13 protein-coding genes, 2 tRNA genes and 1 pseudogene are annotated in these 16,893 nt (G+C 31.9%); 13 read left to right on the top strand and 3 right to left on the bottom strand.

What is annotated here, in order from left to right; genetic code table 11:
• From CN925_RS15255 to CN925_RS15245, 3 genes are all read left to right on the top strand, one after another.
• Nucleotides 1–86: transfer RNA gene (locus tag CN925_RS15255), tRNA-Leu, on the top strand.
• Between the two features lie 91 nt (nt 87–177).
• A tRNA-Leu gene (locus tag CN925_RS15250) sits at nt 178–260 on the top strand.
• A 381-nt stretch (nt 261–641) separates the two neighbouring features.
• Complete coding sequence (locus CN925_RS15245) at nt 642–1,175, top strand: hypothetical protein (protein ID WP_098847076.1); 534 nt, start codon at nt 642–644, stop codon at nt 1,173–1,175.
• Nucleotides 1,176–1,360: 185 nt separating this feature from the next.
• Here the strand turns inward: CN925_RS15245 and CN925_RS15240 are convergent, their stop codons facing one another.
• Nucleotides 1,361–1,651, bottom strand: coding sequence for a hypothetical protein (locus CN925_RS15240; RefSeq protein ID WP_098847075.1), 291 nt, complete (start codon nt 1,649–1,651; stop codon nt 1,361–1,363).
• Between the two features lie 465 nt (nt 1,652–2,116).
• On the opposite strand from CN925_RS15240, the gene queG reads away from it, so the two are divergent.
• The 7 genes from queG to CN925_RS15205 all read left to right on the top strand — a co-directional run bounded on the left by queG (nt 2,117) and on the right by CN925_RS15205 (nt 10,859).
• Nucleotides 2,117–3,241 carry a tRNA epoxyqueuosine(34) reductase QueG gene (gene queG, locus CN925_RS15235; protein WP_098847074.1) on the top strand — a complete coding sequence of 375 codons (1,125 nt, stop codon included), beginning with the start codon at nt 2,117–2,119 and terminating at the stop codon, nt 3,239–3,241.
• Nucleotides 3,242–3,317: 76 nt separating this feature from the next.
• Complete coding sequence (locus CN925_RS15230) at nt 3,318–4,232, top strand: amidase domain-containing protein (RefSeq protein ID WP_180232979.1); 915 nt, start codon at nt 3,318–3,320, stop codon at nt 4,230–4,232.
• Nucleotides 4,233–4,294: 62 nt separating this feature from the next.
• Nucleotides 4,295–4,789: a tRNA (uridine(34)/cytosine(34)/5-carboxymethylaminomethyluridine(34)-2'-O)-methyltransferase TrmL gene (trmL, locus tag CN925_RS15225; RefSeq protein WP_098847072.1), complete on the top strand. Its 495-nt coding sequence runs from the start codon at nt 4,295–4,297 to the stop codon at nt 4,787–4,789.
• Between the two features lie 600 nt (nt 4,790–5,389).
• The gene (locus CN925_RS15220; protein ID WP_098847071.1) at nt 5,390–7,285 is read left to right on the top strand and encodes a PrkA family serine protein kinase; all 1,896 of its coding nucleotides are present in this window, start codon (nt 5,390–5,392) and stop codon (nt 7,283–7,285) included.
• 103 nt (nt 7,286–7,388) lie between these two features.
• Nucleotides 7,389–8,291: an aldo/keto reductase gene (locus CN925_RS15215; protein WP_098847070.1), complete on the top strand. Its 903-nt coding sequence runs from the start codon at nt 7,389–7,391 to the stop codon at nt 8,289–8,291.
• A 325-nt stretch (nt 8,292–8,616) separates the two neighbouring features.
• Nucleotides 8,617–9,804 carry a sporulation protein YhbH gene (gene yhbH, locus CN925_RS15210; RefSeq protein WP_098847069.1) on the top strand — a complete coding sequence of 396 codons (1,188 nt, stop codon included), beginning with the start codon at nt 8,617–8,619 and terminating at the stop codon, nt 9,802–9,804.
• Between the two features lie 467 nt (nt 9,805–10,271).
• Nucleotides 10,272–10,859 carry a hypothetical protein gene (locus tag CN925_RS15205; protein ID WP_286138399.1) on the top strand — a complete coding sequence of 196 codons (588 nt, stop codon included), beginning with the start codon at nt 10,272–10,274 and terminating at the stop codon, nt 10,857–10,859.
• 213 nt (nt 10,860–11,072) lie between these two features.
• Here CN925_RS15205 and CN925_RS15200 read toward each other — a convergent pair.
• Nucleotides 11,073–11,760, bottom strand: a pseudogene (locus CN925_RS15200) (DUF421 domain-containing protein).
• Nucleotides 11,761–11,940: 180 nt separating this feature from the next.
• On the opposite strand from CN925_RS15200, the gene CN925_RS15195 reads away from it, so the two are divergent.
• Nucleotides 11,941–12,537, top strand: a complete 597-nt coding sequence (locus tag CN925_RS15195) for a cupin domain-containing protein (protein ID WP_098847068.1) — start codon at nt 11,941–11,943, stop codon at nt 12,535–12,537.
• A gap of 175 nt (nt 12,538–12,712) precedes the next feature.
• Here CN925_RS15195 and CN925_RS15190 read toward each other — a convergent pair whose 3' ends face one another.
• Nucleotides 12,713–13,033, bottom strand: a complete 321-nt coding sequence (locus CN925_RS15190) for a hypothetical protein (RefSeq protein WP_098847067.1) — start codon at nt 13,031–13,033, stop codon at nt 12,713–12,715.
• Between the two features lie 299 nt (nt 13,034–13,332).
• Here CN925_RS15190 and CN925_RS15185 point away from each other — a divergent pair, with 299 nt between their 5' ends.
• Together CN925_RS15185 and putP are read left to right on the top strand one after the other, a co-directional pair.
• A complete protein-coding gene (locus CN925_RS15185; RefSeq protein ID WP_098847066.1) occupies nt 13,333–14,655 on the top strand; it encodes an ArsB/NhaD family transporter in 1,323 nt (440 codons plus the stop codon).
• 327 nt (nt 14,656–14,982) lie between these two features.
• The gene (gene putP / locus CN925_RS15180; protein ID WP_098847065.1) at nt 14,983–16,458 is read left to right on the top strand and encodes a sodium/proline symporter PutP; all 1,476 of its coding nucleotides are present in this window, start codon (nt 14,983–14,985) and stop codon (nt 16,456–16,458) included.
• The last annotated feature ends 435 nt before the right edge of the window (nt 16,459–16,893 follow it).

Raw genomic sequence — 16,893 nt, 5'->3', positions numbered from 1 at the left:
GCCGGGGTGGTGGAATTGGCAGACACACAGGACTTAAAATCCTGCGGTTGGTGACAACCGTGCCGGTTCGAGTCCGGCCCTCGGCATCAAAAAAACCTCTTACTTTGTAAGAGGTTTTTAATTTCAGATTTGATTGGACAATTTGTCTTTCATATATTATAATTATTGTATAACTTTGGCGGTGTGGTGGAATGGCAGACACGCCTGACTCAAAATCAGGTATCTTCACGGATGTGCAGGTTCAAGTCCTGTCACCGCTATATAAATGCTAACAAAAAAAGCTTTGCACTAATTGTGCAAAGCTTTTTTTGTTTTTCTTGCACATGGCAAAATATCTCCAAATAATGTTGTCAGCTGATAAGAAACCTTTAGTGACAATGACAGAAATTGATATTAAACATTTTATATTGATCCTATGCAAGAAAGCGGATTGTAAACAACGTGCATTAACACGAGATTGCTAGCTAGTAAAAGAAGTCATGCGTTGCGATGATTTACTAGTACGCAAAGGAATTTACCAGTAGATAGTAAATCGTTCTACAAGGAATTTTTTTGAATTTTCAAACCAACTCTTTACAATATTAATGTTAAAATTATTATGAGTATGTAGACAAAAGGAGTGAGTTGCAATAAATAAATATTTGAAAATTGGTTTGTTGTTTGTAGGTTTGATTGCTGTTTCATTTTTATCTTGGAAAATAGTTAAAATTATTGTTTTTAAAAATGAATATCATGTTGCAAATATAAAATATGACAAAGAAAAGATTCCTCCAGCTTCAAAGGAAGGAGCAGATATTGCAAGAACACACGATATATTAAATAATTTAACTGGTTGGTTAAATTATCAACAATTCAAAAATCCAAACTCTCCAGCTTGGGAAGATAAAAAATCTGAATTGGAATCTATTCTCACATATTTTGAAAAAATACTTAGCAATGTAGATGAAAATAGCGATTTGCACGATGATTTAGATTTAGCTAACAAGTTAATGAAATTGGCAATTGATCAAAAAGACATGAAAGCTTTGTTGTATACTCATCGAATAATGCACGATTTAGACAACAAGATTAATCATACCCAAGGAAGAATTGTTGTTTTCAATAGCGCAAAAGCTGGAAATGGAAATGCAGAAAAAGTGGATGATTATATGGCTTATTTAAAAAATCAGAGATAGCTTAATGGCTGTCTTTTTCTTTTATCCTAAAACACAGATTTTACTGCATTATTCTTGGAACTTTAATTGATTCTTCATCAGCATTAAATAATTGTCATATAGAGCTATTAACATCCACATAAAGAAAGGCAGCGAACATCTATATAGTCGCTGCCTTCTTTATGTGGATATTAGCAATCCTAACATTACATTTTTACATACTTACGTTTTTGCTTAAGCCAATCAAATTGTTTTGGATTTCTTTTATTTGCTAAAGTAACTACAAGACCAGTTGTTGCTATTAATAGGCTTGCAGCAGCTACTTTAATCGTAAATTGTTTTGCATCTTTTAATTTCTCATTATTGTATCGATCAAGTTCTTTAAGTGTATCTTGTGTAAGATCAATTCTGTCGTTTGTTTCTTCAATCAAACTACAGACACCCTCAAAACTTTCGACTAAAGGATTCTTTTCTTCTTTTACCAAAGGATTTGTCATAATTACTCTCCTCCTAAATTTATCCTATAAAGAAGAATTCTATGAGAAAATTCATTATACCTTTATTCAAATTTCTACAAATCTTTCAATAGCCTCTGCTGTTAGCTACTTATACTCTTCATCTGTTATTTTATATGGCTTTTAACAATTTCAATTCTCGATTTTTTCTTAAATTATGATAACATTTTCGACAAAATATGATTTTATTCTTGAATATGTGACATATTTATGATAAATTTAATTACAAGTTCATTAAAACCTACTAAATACTTATTTCATTTGTATTAGTAGTTTAGCACTTATAACTTGATAACAACGCAGTGTATTGATTCATTTGAGAACGATACATTGCGTTTTTTTATATTAAAAAGTCTATTATTACAGGCTTTTGTGTCATAATTAGATAATGAAATAATTTTCTGACTAGAATAGGAAATATAATTAACAGGCAGTTAGGTGATTCTTGTGAATATGAAAGAATTTCAAAAAGAATTAATTTTATATAGTAAAGAAATTGGAATAGATAAGATTGGATTTACGACTGTTGATCCCTTTTTAACATTAAAAAATCGATTATATAAGCAGCAAGAATTAAATTATCAATCGGGTTTTGAGACAAAGGATATTGAACGAAGAGTAGATGCGAAAAAAATAATGACTGAAGCAAATTCAATTATTGCAATTGCTCTAGCTTATCCATCTAAATTAAAAAATCCTCCTAAAAGTAAAAAGGGATCTACAAGGGGAATCTTTTGTAGGGCCTCATGGGGGGAAGATTATCATGTAGTTGTAAAAAAGAAATTACTTCAGCTTGAGTCTTTTATTTTATTACATTATCCGAATGCAAAGGTTCAATCGATGGTCGATACTGGTGAGCTAGTAGATCGAGCAGTGGCTGAAAGAGCGGGGATCGGATGGAGTGCTAAAAATTGTTCAATTATTACGCCAGAATTCGGTTCTTATGTATATTTAGGCGAAATGATTACCTCACTACCTTTTGAACCTGATTCACCTATTGAAGAGCAGTGTGGAGAATGTACAAAATGCCTTGATGTTTGTCCGACAAGTGCGATTGTTTCTCCAGGTCAATTAAATGCTAAAAATTGTATTGCTTTTTTAACCCAATCAAAAGAAATGATACCTGTTGAGTTTCGAAAAGAGCTGGGAAATCGCATATATGGATGCGATACATGTCAGACAATTTGTCCTAAAAATAAAGGAATTAATTTTACTCATCATACTGAGATGGAAGCTGATCCGGAAACAGTAAAACCTTTATTACGTTCTGTTTTAAAAGTAAGTAACAGAGAGTTTAAAAATCAGTTTGGCAAAATGTCTGGGTCATGGAGAGGAAAGAACCCAATTCAACGAAATGCCATTATTGCTTTAGCACATTTTAAAGATGAATCGGCATTAGATGATTTAAAGGAATTAGCGAAAAAAGATGCTAGACCGGTAATACGAGGTACAGCAATTTGGGCTATTTTTGAGATTGAAGGAAAGAACAGTACTCTATTTATTGAAAGTTGTTTACAAAAAGAGCAAGACGAGATTGTATTAAATGAAATTAATGCTGTTCTGTCAAAGTAATCGATAATGAGTGGTATAATCTCTTATTTTTCAACATCGTATAGAATAAGAATATATGTTGAAAAGGGGGATTATCTTGTTTAATCGTGAACTTTTAGAGTGTTATTTAAAAGAACGATTACAACTTTATTTTGGTGAAGGACATCGAAGTCATCCTATTCAAGAAATAGAATACCAGGCAATCAAGCGGAAAGTTGAATTATATAATAAGCGTAATATTTCATTAGTAAAAGTATATGGTAATCTTGATGTAAACAATATTTGGACTGATAAAGATGTAACGTATATAAATTATACATTCCATACGCGATATTTTTTAAAGCAAAAAGATTTATATTTTGAAGAGGATCAACATGAGAGACAGATCGCGATTAAAAAAGATGAAATCTTATATGACATTGCATTCCCAATTGATAATCAAGTTGAGAATTTTGAACTTGAAGAAGACGATTTAGATGAAAGTGAATTATTAGAACGAAATAACAGATATAACCGATTTAATGCTGTTAAATATGCTGAAACCTGGTGGGATGGTCATAATAAAGAATATCCATTGTATGCAAATGATTGTACAAATTTTATATCTCAATGTTTGAGGGCTGGAGGCGTTCGAATGGTTGGAATGCCAAAACCCGGGACAGGGTGGTGGTATAAAAATCATTCTAATAGTAGTTATAGTTGGAGAGTTGCTCACGCATTAAGAAGATTTTTACCTACGTCTAAAACTGGAATTATAGCACAAGAGGTGCCTTCTCCAAAAGATCTATCATTGGGGGATATTATTTTATATGATTTCGAAGGTGATGGAGTATGGAATCATTGTACGATCGTTGTTGCTAAGGATGAAAATGGTGAACCGTTAGTGAATGCACATACTGTAAATAGCCGTAAAAGATATTGGTCATATTATGATTCTTCTGCTTTTACGGAGAACATTAAGTATAAGTTTTTTCACTTCGTTGATGGCTTTTCTAACCCTCAAATGGAATAATACCTTACGAATGACGAATTTGGTATAATATAAAGCATTGAAACAATATAGAGGTGAAAAAGATGGGAATACACGTTGTATTATATCAACCACAAATTCCAGCAAATACAGGAAATATTGCACGTACTTGTGCAGGAACAGATACAAGTTTGCATTTAATCCGTCCGTTAGGTTTTTCAACTGATGATAAAATGTTAAAAAGAGCTGGTCTTGATTATTGGGAGCATGTAGACATACATTATCATGATTCTTTGGACGATTTATTTGATAAGTATAAGGACGGGAAATTTTATTTTATTACTAAATTTGGAGAAAAAACATATTCAAACTTTGACTATTCAAATTTAGATGAAGAGATTTTCTTTGTATTTGGTAGAGAAACAACAGGACTTCCGAAAGAGTTAATAGCCAAAAACATGGAAACTTGTTTACGTATACCAATGACAGATCATATTAGGTCTCTAAATTTATCAAATACAGCTGCAATTTTAATTTACGAAGCTTTACGTCAGCAAGATTTCCGTGAGTTATTAAAAGTAAAGGATTATTCTAAATAAATCACCAGAAATGGTGATTCAGACTGTTGACAAACGCTCGCTTTCTTCGTTGCTTCGCCTGTCTGCGGTGCTCATTACCGTTTAGGGTAACTCCGCTCCTCACCAGGCTTCGCGCCTCGAAAGACAAACGCTTGCAATCAGTCTGAATTTCAACTTTTTAGTACTTTGTCTACACACTGAGTCACCAGAAATGGTGATTTTTTTGTTTAATCTAAGAGTTTATCAAATATCACAAATAAAAAGATGCTTCCATTAAAACGGTCTCAAAGAATCCGTGACTAGAAGCATCTTTTGCGTAATATTATCTGTTTTTCAGTCCAGGTTTGTCATTATAGCCGCCTGTGAAAATTGCTGCTAAGAATGATGCTGTTACTAATAAAATTAATGCTAGTCTCATCAGTATGTATCCTCCCAATTGAAAAATTCCCAACACCCTAAACCTTATTATACAAAAAAATCATAGAAATATGAAAGTAAAATTATGAGAATCGGATTTCGATAAAATATATTTTCCTACTCAAAGATATAGCATGAGTACGGACATCCTTGCATATCCTTTAATAATCTCTCTTACAGATGAGAAGAAGGAGGTACTTGTCCATGGATATTTTAAAGAAACTTGAGCAGCATCGGGACATGGAACAAAGATTGAAATGGGAAGGCACTTTTGCTGAGTATCTTGAAATGTTAAAAGAGGAGCCATGGGTTGCACAAACTGCACATTCTAGGATTTATAATATGATTAAAGACGCAGGTATTGAAGAAGTGAATGGCAAAAGAACCTACAGTTTCTTTAATAACAACCTATATGGATTAGAAGAAGCATTAGAGAGACTCGTGGAAGAATATTTCCATCCTGCTGCCAAGAGATTAGATGTAAAAAAACGTATTTTATTGTTAATGGGTCCTGTAAGTGGTGGTAAATCTACTTTAGTAACAATGTTAAAGAGAGGCTTAGAAAATTATTCAAGAACTGATCAAGGTGCAATTTATGCTATTAAAGGATGCCCAATGCATGAAGATCCATTGCATTTAATTCCTAACCATTTAAGAGATGATTTTTTCAAAGAATATGGAGTTCGAATTGAAGGAAATCTTTCACCTTTAAATTTAATGAGACTTGAACAAGAGTTTGGCGGAAGAATAGAAGATGTTATAGTAGAAAGAATATTTTTATCAGAGGATCGTCGAGTTGGTATTGGTACTTTTAGCCCGTCTGATCCAAAATCTCAAGATATTGCTGATTTAACAGGAAGTATTGATTTTTCAACAATTGCTCAATTTGGATCAGAATCAGACCCACGTGCCTACCGGTTTGATGGAGAGTTGAATAAAGCAAATCGCGGAATGATGGAATTCCAAGAGATGTTAAAATGTGATGAAAAGTTTTTATGGCACTTATTATCCCTGACACAGGAAGGTAACTTTAAGGCAGGGCGTTTTGCATTGATTTCAGCGGATGAATTAATCATTGCTCATACGAATGAAACAGAATACAGATCCTTTATTAATAATAAGAAGAATGAAGCACTTCATTCTCGGATTATCGTAATGCCAATTCCATATAACTTAAGAGTTAGTGAAGAAGAGAGAATCTATCAAAAAATGATCTCCGAGAGTGATGTTTCAAATGTTCATATTGCTCCACATACTTTACGTGTTGCAGCTATGTTTACAATTCTTACTCGTTTAAAAGAACCAAAACGAGGTGATATTGATTTAGTTAAGAAGATGCGTCTATATGACGGTGAAATGGTAGAAGGCTATAACACTGTTGATTTAGAGGAGCTGAAAAAAGAATATTTAGATGAAGGTATGCATGGTATCGATCCACGTTATGTCATTAACCGTATTTCATCTACAATTATTCGAAAAGAAATTCCTTCAATTAATGCTTTGGATGTATTACGCTCATTAAAAGATGGTTTAGATCAACATCCATCTATTTCTAATGAAGATCGTGAGCGTTATATGAATTTTATCTCGATCGCTAGAAAAGAATACGATGATATTGCAAAACAAGAAGTACAAAAAGCTTTTGTTTATTCATATGAAGAGTCTGCAAAAACACTGATGGATAATTATCTTGATAATGTAGAAGCATATTGCAATAAGAATAAGCTTCGCGATCCTTTAACAGGTGAAGAGATGAATCCAGATGAGAAATTGATGCGTTCGATAGAAGAACAAATTGGTATTTCTGAGAATGCGAAGAAAGCTTTCCGTGAAGAGATATTAATTAGAATCTCTGCATATGCAAGAAAAGGCAAACGTTTTGATTACAATTCACATGAAAGATTAAAAGAAGCTATCCAAAAGAAACTTTTTTCGGATTTGAAGGATGTTGTGAAGATTACGACGTCCACAAAAACTCCTGACGAGCGTCAACTAAAGAAAATCAATGACGTGGTCAGCAGATTAGTTGATGAATATGGTTATAACTCAACATCAGCAAATGAATTATTACGCTACGTAGGCTCTTTACTTAACCGATAAATTGTTTAAGCGGCTATCGATTAGATAGCCGTTTTCTTTTGCAATTAATAATGTTTATCCTATAATGATGATAATGATTAAAAAGAAGGGCGAGGTCGTGTAGATGAAAAGAATTCAAATTGCTGAAAACCTTGATTTTTCACAAATAATCCACGGATTATGGCGTTTAGCCGAATGGAAAATGACAACAGAACAATTAGTCAATTTTATAGAAGAATGTATTGATTTAGGCATTACAACATTTGATCATGCCGATATTTACGGTGGTTATACTTGTGAAGAAATTTTTGGAAGAGCTTTAGCGTTAAAACCAGAGCTTCGTGAAAAAATCCAAATCGTTACAAAATGTGGAATAAAGTTAAAATCATCAAAGTTTCCTGAACTTAAAATGAATCATTATGATACTAGTAAAGAGCATATTCTAATGAGTGTTAATAGTTCTTTGGAAAATCTACAAACAGATTATATCGATTTACTTTTAATACATAGACCAAATCCTTTTATGAATCCAAAGGAAATCGCAGAGGCGTTTAATCAACTTCATTCGGAAGGGAAAGTACGCCACTTTGGAGTATCAAACTTTTTACCGTCTCAATTTAATGCATTACAAGCTTATCTAAATATGCCTTTAGTAACAAATCAAATTGAAGTTTCACCAATGCAATTAGAACATTTTGAAAAAGGAACAATTGATTTATTACTAGAAAAAGATATTGCTCCAATGATCTGGTCCCCATTAGCAGGCGGACAAATTTTTACTAGTCAGTCTGAAACAGCGGTACGAGTTCGAGCAATGCTAGAGGAGATTTCTAGTGAAATTGGTGCAAATTCAATCGACGAAGTAATGTACGCATGGTTATTAGCTCATCCTGCTAAAATGATGCCAATCGTAGGGTCTGGTAAAATTGAGCGCGTTAAAACAGCAGTTGAGTCTACCAAGTTAAGAATGTCAGCGGAACAATGGCTACGAATTTACGTAGCTGGAATGGGTCATAATTTACCATAATTAAAAATAAGTGGAGACTATTTACTAGTTTCCACTTATTTTTCGTTCTTTTTTTAGTATTTTTACATATAGTTAAAGGCAAAAGTTTATTTGAATTTTTATATAAATATATTTATTTTTAAGGACTCGTCCAATTTTCTGAAAAAATGGGTGTAAAATTTAGAAGAAACATTGTCAATTATTGTGTCCTTCTGCATATGATAGAGTAATCCATAAAAAAGGGTAGAAAATCACCTACCGAATTAGTTTATGCAAACTGGTATTACTGTGTGACGATTTTTTTAATTTTTACAATAAATCATAATAGGTAAGGGAGGGAAAGAAAATGAGTAATGAAAATATCGAACAAAAGCATAATTTTACCATTTCACAGGAAGACTGGACCCTCCATCGTAAAGGACACGACGACCAACAGCGCCACCAAGAGAAGGTACAAGAGGCGATTAAAAAGAATTTAGCAGATTTGATCACAGAAGAAAGCATCATCATGTCAAACGGGCGCGATGTAGTAAAAATCCCAATTCGGTCACTAGATGAGTATAAGATTAGATACAACTACGATAAAAATAAACACGTTGGTCAGGGTACTGGAGACAGTAAAGTTGGCGATGTAGTGGCAAGAGATGGTTCACAAGGTGGCCAGCCGCAAAAAGGTGCTGGTAAAGGGCAAGGAGCAGGTAAAGAATCAGGTGAAGATTATTATGAGGCAGAGGTTTCACTAATGGAATTAGAGGAAGCTCTTTTTAGTCAGTTAGAATTACCTGATTTAAAACGAAAAGAACAAGATTTAAATACTGTAGAAAACATCGAATTTAATGACATTAGAAAAACTGGGTTAATGGGTAACATTGATAAAAAACGTACGATGATGTCAGCGTTTAAACGCAACGCTATGAGTGGTACGCCATCATTTTATCCAATATCTCCAGAAGACTTAAAATTCCGTACATGGAATGAAATAAGAAAACCGGAGTCAAAAGCCGTCGTACTTGCAATGATGGATACAAGCGGAAGTATGGGCTTATGGGAAAAGTATATGGCAAGAAGCTTCTTCTTTTGGATGACTAGATTTTTAAGAACTAAATATGAATCAGTTGATATCGAATTTATTGCACATCATACGGAAGCAAAAGTAGTTACAGAAGAAGAATTCTTCACAAAAGGAGAAAGCGGAGGAACGATCTGTTCATCAGCATATCGCAAAGCTTTAGAAGTAATTGAATTCAAATATTCTCCTGAAAGATATAATATCTATCCATTCCACTTCTCTGATGGGGATAATTTAACATCTGATAATGCTCGCTGCGTAAAATTAGTTCAAGAATTAATGAAAGTGAGCAATATGTTCGGATATGGAGAAGTGAACCAATACAACCGTCACTCTACTCTAATGTCCGCATATAAAAATATTAATGATGAAAAATTCCGCTATTATATCCTTAAACAAAAATCAGATGTATTCCATTCAATGAAGAGCTTCTTTAAACAGGAGCATGAGAAAGCAGCGAAATAATCGCTTGATAATTGGCTTTAATGAAGTGTGAGTTGAATAGTAAGTGAAACCAGAAAAGCCCGGAAGAGGGTTTTTCTGGTTTTTTGTTGTAAATGGTTAGAAATAATCATTAGCTAGAAAGTAGTCTAATTCAACATAATGGCGGTATAGATGAAGAAGGAATTCTAAATATAATTAGATTTTAATAGCCTAAACAAATAAATTATTAAGTAAAATATGATTCTTGAAATTGGTAAGTTTATTAAAATTTACAATAGAGAGTATCAAGTAGTAATTTATTTAAATATATTCGGGAAAACTTATTAGACCTATTATTTTTAATGAAATTTTCATGGTATTTTCATAAAACTGATTTATATTTTAGATAGATGTTTTTGGATGGAGGAGGATTAATACTAAAATTCACATCAGCTTCACTAAAAATTTTAAAATAATATGGAAGTAATACTTTTAAAGGAGATTTTAGATTGGAAAAAAATAATTTTGAAATGATCAAAAATCAAACTTTTTTAAAATCCTATATATCAAATCCAATCGAAAGAAAAAGAATCGTGTTAACACTTTTTATTGGTGGAGTTCTATTTTTATTAGGTATTCTATATATTTCAATGCATTATCAACATTGGCAAACTACAAATATGCATACCTATAAGGATTTATTTAAGGAAATTGGATCAATTGCAAGAATTGGGTTCTTTATTGTATTATCTATTTTTCCTGTGTTTTATTTAATTAAACTAAAATATACTAAGGACATTGCATTTGGACAAATTAAATTAAAAACTATTTTGCAATTTATTGGAAAAATTCTAAGACAATGGCACGTACCAATCGCATTAATTTCGACTGGTATTGTTTTATTACATGGCTATTTAGCAATATTAAAAGGATTTGAACTAAATTTCACTTACTTTTCTGGTTTAATTTCTATTATCATTTTGTTCATTTTAATGTTTATGGGATTAAAACGATATAAAAAGAAAGATAATAAATGGCATTTGAAAATGGCTATCTGTTTTCTTATCTTATTTATGCTTCACGCTACATTCGCATAATACAAAAGCGTAGAAATTAAGAATAAAAATTTATAGCAAACAAAGTAGTACAATTCACTATTGAAATGCGCTACTTTTCTTTTTTTATAATTTAAGTTCCAACAATCATTACCATGTTTCAATATGTAGATGAGAATAGTTAAGATAAATGAGCTTATGGACGTTTCTTATTTTTGTTATAGTTTTTTATATTAATAATTAATTAAATATAGCTTATTCTTGGTCCATTGGAGAAGTAATATTATCTTTATAAGTATCAATGTAAATATTCCCATTTGCGGCAAGCACAGCATACACTACATCCTTGATTTTTAGTTTGCGCTTTTTAAGTTCACGTTGTAACCATAACTCCGACTGATTGTTTTGTCTTAGATTTTCTGTCATAATTTCCCCATCCATAATCAGCTCAATAGGGAGTTTACTTTCTGGTGTTGTTGGTATATTTAAATCTTGTTTTGTTACACTGCGATATTGAGGTTTTTGCAAAACAGATACCTTACCGTTTGTTTCAACTACAACATAAAGAACTTCTTCTATGTTAAAAATATTTTTTTCTCTTAATTGTTGATTTAAATAGTCTAGAGAATAACGCATTTTTCTCATGTTGGCTTCCAAAATCTTTCCATTTTCAACAATTACTGTTGGATTTCCAGCAAATAAATTTCTTCCAATTCGACTTTTCATGGAAATATAGCTAACAATTATAATGATAGATAGAATGATGAATTTTTATATTTAAATTAAATGCTAAGTTGGCAATAATACCTCCAATAGAAATAGCACCTATAAAATCAAAGGTATTCATTTCAGCAATAATTTGTTTTCCTAAAAGTTTGGCACCAATGAACAAAATCAAAAATGCTAGCATTGTCCTCATAATAATCTCGTAATGTTGCGGCATAAGCAGTTAGCCCCTTTAGATCAATTAATTTAATTGTATTTTTCTATATAGGGATAATTTGTAACATTGAAATGAAATTTATTAAATAAATATACTTAAATTCTTTAAACTTTAATTTAAGTACATTTACTTAACATTGCACATAGGATAATTTTATATGCTGGGAAGGGATTGAGAAAAATGTATTATGTTCCAAATTTGTACCCATATCAATATCATTATCCTTATTATCATAATGTACCAATGAATAACTATGGCAGACAGTCTTATTACTGGACTTACCCTGTTGAAGTAGAATATGCAAATAGATTTGGTTCTTTTCACGCTTCTAATAATGATGTCAGAGTTTTGTTAAAAGATTATGGAGCAGAACCGTTTGTAGTTAATATAAATGGGGCTACTAAACAAAACAGTACGTACCGAACTGCTTTATGGACTGGAACTCATTTGCAGGTAACATTAATGAGTCTCAAAGTTGGAGAAGATATTGGTTTAGAAATGCACCCAAATGTAGATCAATTCTTGCGCGTTGAACAAGGTCAAGGTATTGTCCAAATGGGTAAGAGTAAAGATAATTTAAATTTTATAAGAAATATCAATGAAGATACTGCAATAATGGTACCCGCAGGGACATGGCATAATGTAATGAATACAAGTAATATTCCACTAAAATTGTACTCAATATATGCACCTCCTAACCATCCTTTTGGAACTGTTCATATTACAAAGGCAGATGCGATGGCTGCGGAAAGAAGAAATAATCATGGCAATGAATAAACAATTGTTTTGGAAGGACTCCAGATGAATGAACTATTAAAGTGTTAAAATTAGTTATTCCTATAAGGATGCCACCTATTCCACTGATCAAACCAATAAAATGACTTACTTTAGATAAGAGGCAATTATATTGCTTCCTTTTTTTATGAAAAAAAAAGAAGCTCAGAGAGCTTCTTTAGGACATAAATGAAATTATCACTTTTTGAGGTACATCATTTTTATTATCATTTTTATGTATTACTCGTTCACAGGAAGGCATTATAAAAGAAAAATCTACTACTTGTTTAGGGATGATTCCTTTTTGCTTTATGTTTTCAAATACTTTTTGCATAGTATCTTCTATTTTTAGGATTTTGTTTGAGCCTTCTTTCTTAAAACATTCCACACAGGTTTCGATAATATTATTATGAAGATGTTCTTGTGAAAAAACCATCTTGGCATTAGCAAGATCTTCAACTTCATGGTTTTCTAACTCAATTATAGTTGTAATATTCATGAATTGCTAACCTCCAATCATTATTAACAACATTATAAATAATTTCCCGAAAAGAAATATCTGAAAACGATCTTATTCAAAAATTGTTCAAAAATTTATGACAATTTTGTGTCAAACGAAATTCAATATTTTTGCAAAAAATGGAAAAGTTATTTATAATATTAGATGATATAATAGACGATATATTAATGTTTTTTATGGAGGAGTCTGTCACTAAGGGATTACTATGCCTTGGGGACAGGCTTTTTTGTTTTGATTTGGAGTTGCCAAAAGATTATTAAGTTTTGGGGGAGAAAGATATGGAATTTTTAGAACATGGATATAATTGGAGATATTATGCAACCATTGTAGTCTTTTTACTTGCATATGCTTTTATTATTACTGAAAAAATGAATAGAGCGTTAATTGCATTATTAGGGGCAGGGATCATAGTTGGTATTGGCGCTGTTGATATGCATTCGGCATTAACGACTCATATTGAATGGGAAACGATTATGCTTTTAATTGGCATGATGATCATAGTTTATATAACAAGTAAGTCTGGATTATTTGAATATATAGCTATAAAGACTGCTAAATTCTCAAAAGGTAAACCAATACAAATACTAATTTCATTATCATTATTAACAGCAATTTGTTCAGCGTTTCTTGATAATGTAACAACGATCTTGTTAATTGTTCCAATTACATTATCGATAACAAAGATTTTAAAAGTTGATCCAAGACCATTTTTAATTCTTGAAGTGATTTATTCCAATATTGGAGGGACAGCGACATTGATCGGTGATCCACCTAATATTATGATCGGCTCAGCTAATAAACATTTAACGTTTAATTCTTTTTTAATGAATTTAGCACCTATTATTGCAATAATTGTTATAGCTACAACAATCATTATTTATTTTATTTATCGAAAAAGGCTAGTAACAACATCAGAGCAAATTAAAAAATTGATGTCAATCAATGAAAAAGACTATATAAAAGATAAGACTCTATTAATAAAATCACTCGTTGTTCTAGGAATTACTTTATTAGGATTCATTCTTCACTCAATTTTACATTTGGATGCAGCTCTTGTCGCTATGTTAGGCGCAACAATATTAATGATTATTGGTGTGAAAGAACGTGATCTAGAGGAGATATTTGCGAATATAGAATGGGTCACTATTTTTTTCTTTGCAGGTTTATTTGTACTTGTAGGTGGGCTAGGAGATATTGGTTTAATCGGTACATTAGCTAAAAAAGTATTAGAATTAACAGACGGTAATATTCAGATAGCGGCACCTTTAATATTATGGGTTTCAGGAATTGCTTCAGCTGTAATCGATAATATACCTTTTGTTGCAACTATGATACCTTTGATTCAAGATTTAACTGTAGGAATGGGGCTTTCACCGGATGCTCCACAAGTTGAAGTGTTATGGTGGTCTCTTGCATTAGGTGCCTGTCTTGGCGGAAATGGAACATTGATCGGAGCTTCTGCGAATGTTGTAGCAGCGGGAATAGCATCAAGAGAAGGGCATAAGTTTGGATATTGGGATTTCTTGAAGATTGGACTTCCGATTACATTATTCTCACTTCTCTTATCTAACCTCTATTTATATGTTAAATTTCTAATATAACTCTATGAATTTTTATAACTGTTTTAGTTAAAAAGGCAAACTTTTATTAGTTTGTCTTTTTTATACTGATTTCAATTTTTTTTGAATTAGATATATTATTTCAACTAGAATGCTAATGTAGACTGGTGCTTTTAAATCGCATTATAATAGTTTGAATTTTTTTAATAGTATTACTTTTGTGGAAAAATTGTAATTTTCAGGTTATTATAATAAAATAACTTTATGTAGAAGTGAGAAATCGTGTCTACGTAATTTTGGGTTTATTCTCTTAATGGGAATGTTATCCATTAATAGTTTTTCTACATCATTGTAAAACGGAGGAATGTCATGGATACGCAAGTACTTATATCGATTTCTATTTACTTTATTTTTATGTTAGCTATTGGGGTATACGCTTATAAAAAATCAACTAATAGTCTTTCCGAGTATATGCTAGGTGACCGTGGACTTGGACCAGCAGTTACTGCACTTTCAGCTGGGGCAGCTGATATGAGTGGGTGGATGTTGATGGGATTACCTGGAGCAATGTATGCGACTGGGATTTCTTCTGTATGGATTGCTATTGGTCTTACGGTTGGGGCATATTTAAACTATTTACTTTTAGCTCCTAGATTAAGAGTTTTTACAGAGGTTGCAGACAATTCAATTACAATCCCAAATTACTTTGAAAAAAGGTTCCAAGATACAAGTAGAATATTGAGAATCGCATCAGCAATTGTTATTATTATTTTCTTCACATTGTATTGCTCAGCTGGACTTGTATCTGGAGGTACATTATTTGAATCCGCTTTCGGCATCGATTATAAAATTGGGCTATTTGTTACAGCAGGTGTTGTAATAGCTTATACATTATTCGGTGGATTCTTGGCTGTTAGTTTAACAGATTTTGTACAAGGCTTAATTATGTTTATCGCGCTTATAATGGTTCCTTTGGTGGCATTTACAAATATTGGTGGTGTAAAGCCAGTGTTTGATGAGATACAACATATTGATCCGAAATTATTAAATATCTTCACTGGAACTTCAGTTGTTGGAATTGTTTCATTACTTGCTTGGGGTTTAGGATATTTTGGACAACCACATATTATTGTACGTTTTATGGCAATTTCAACTGTAAAAGAATTAAAACCAGCTCGACGAATTGGTATGAGTTGGATGCTTTTTACAATCGTAGGTGCGGCACTTACAGGACTTGTAGGAATCGCTTATATATCTGTTAACAATTTAACGTTAAAAGATCCGGAAACAATCTTTATCTTTTTCGCGAATACTTTATTTCATCCTTTAATTACAGGTTTCTTGTTATCTGCTATTTTGGCAGCAATTATGAGTACGATTTCTTCACAGCTTTTAGTAACATCAAGTGCATTAACGGAAGATTTATATCGAATTTTTGGTAAAAAAGACATTACGGAAAAAGAGCTTGTACGTGTTGGACGTTTATCTGTTTTAATCGTTGCAATTGTATCACTTCTATTGTCATTACAACCAAATGATACGATTCTAAACCTTGTAGGTAATGCTTGGGCAGGCTTTGGGGCTGCATTTGGACCAGCAATATTACTAAGTTTATTCTGGAAACGAATGACTCGTTGGGGAGCACTTGCAGGTATGGTTGTAGGAGCATTAACGGTTATTATTTGGATTAGTGTAGATGTTATTAAACAAACGATTAATTTATACGAAATGGTACCAGGCTTCTTCTTTAGCTTAGTAGCTGTTATCGTAGTTAGTTTGATGACTACAAATAACAATCGAAAAATAGAAGAACAATATGAAGAAATGGAAAAAAGACTAGCTTAGAAAAAATACGATCATTCTATGTAAATGTAGAAGGATTGATTTGTAGAAAATATTTGATTTCTTTCAAGAAGATGAAATGAAGTCAATGGAAGCAAGCAAAACCAAAAAAGCCCGATAAAGGGCTTTTTTGGTCAGAGTGTTGAAATATATTGTAGTCAATACGAACATTAATTGAATTTCATGTAAAAATAGTATATTTATTATTTTTTGTCATCTTAATAATAAAACAATGGTATTGGTTGGAATTTTTTAACTAACTGCCAAAAATTAAAAATATCTTTTCTTTTAGAATCTGTATTTGTAAAGTTGTATAAGTCGTCACCACTAGTTTCAATTTGGTGTTGAAAAATAAGTGTAATTCATTCGTTCAATTGAGTATTCTAATGTTTTAAGATTATTATTATCTATAAAGAAATTGATTGGAACGAAAGGTTG

The sequence above is a fragment of the Bacillus sp. AFS055030 genome (genome assembly GCF_002574545.1).
In the GTDB taxonomy this organism is placed as follows: domain Bacteria; phylum Bacillota; class Bacilli; order Bacillales; family Bacillaceae_G; genus Gottfriedia.
Note: the sequence above shows the minus strand (reverse complement) of the source record. Positions and strands in the feature narration are given on the sequence as shown.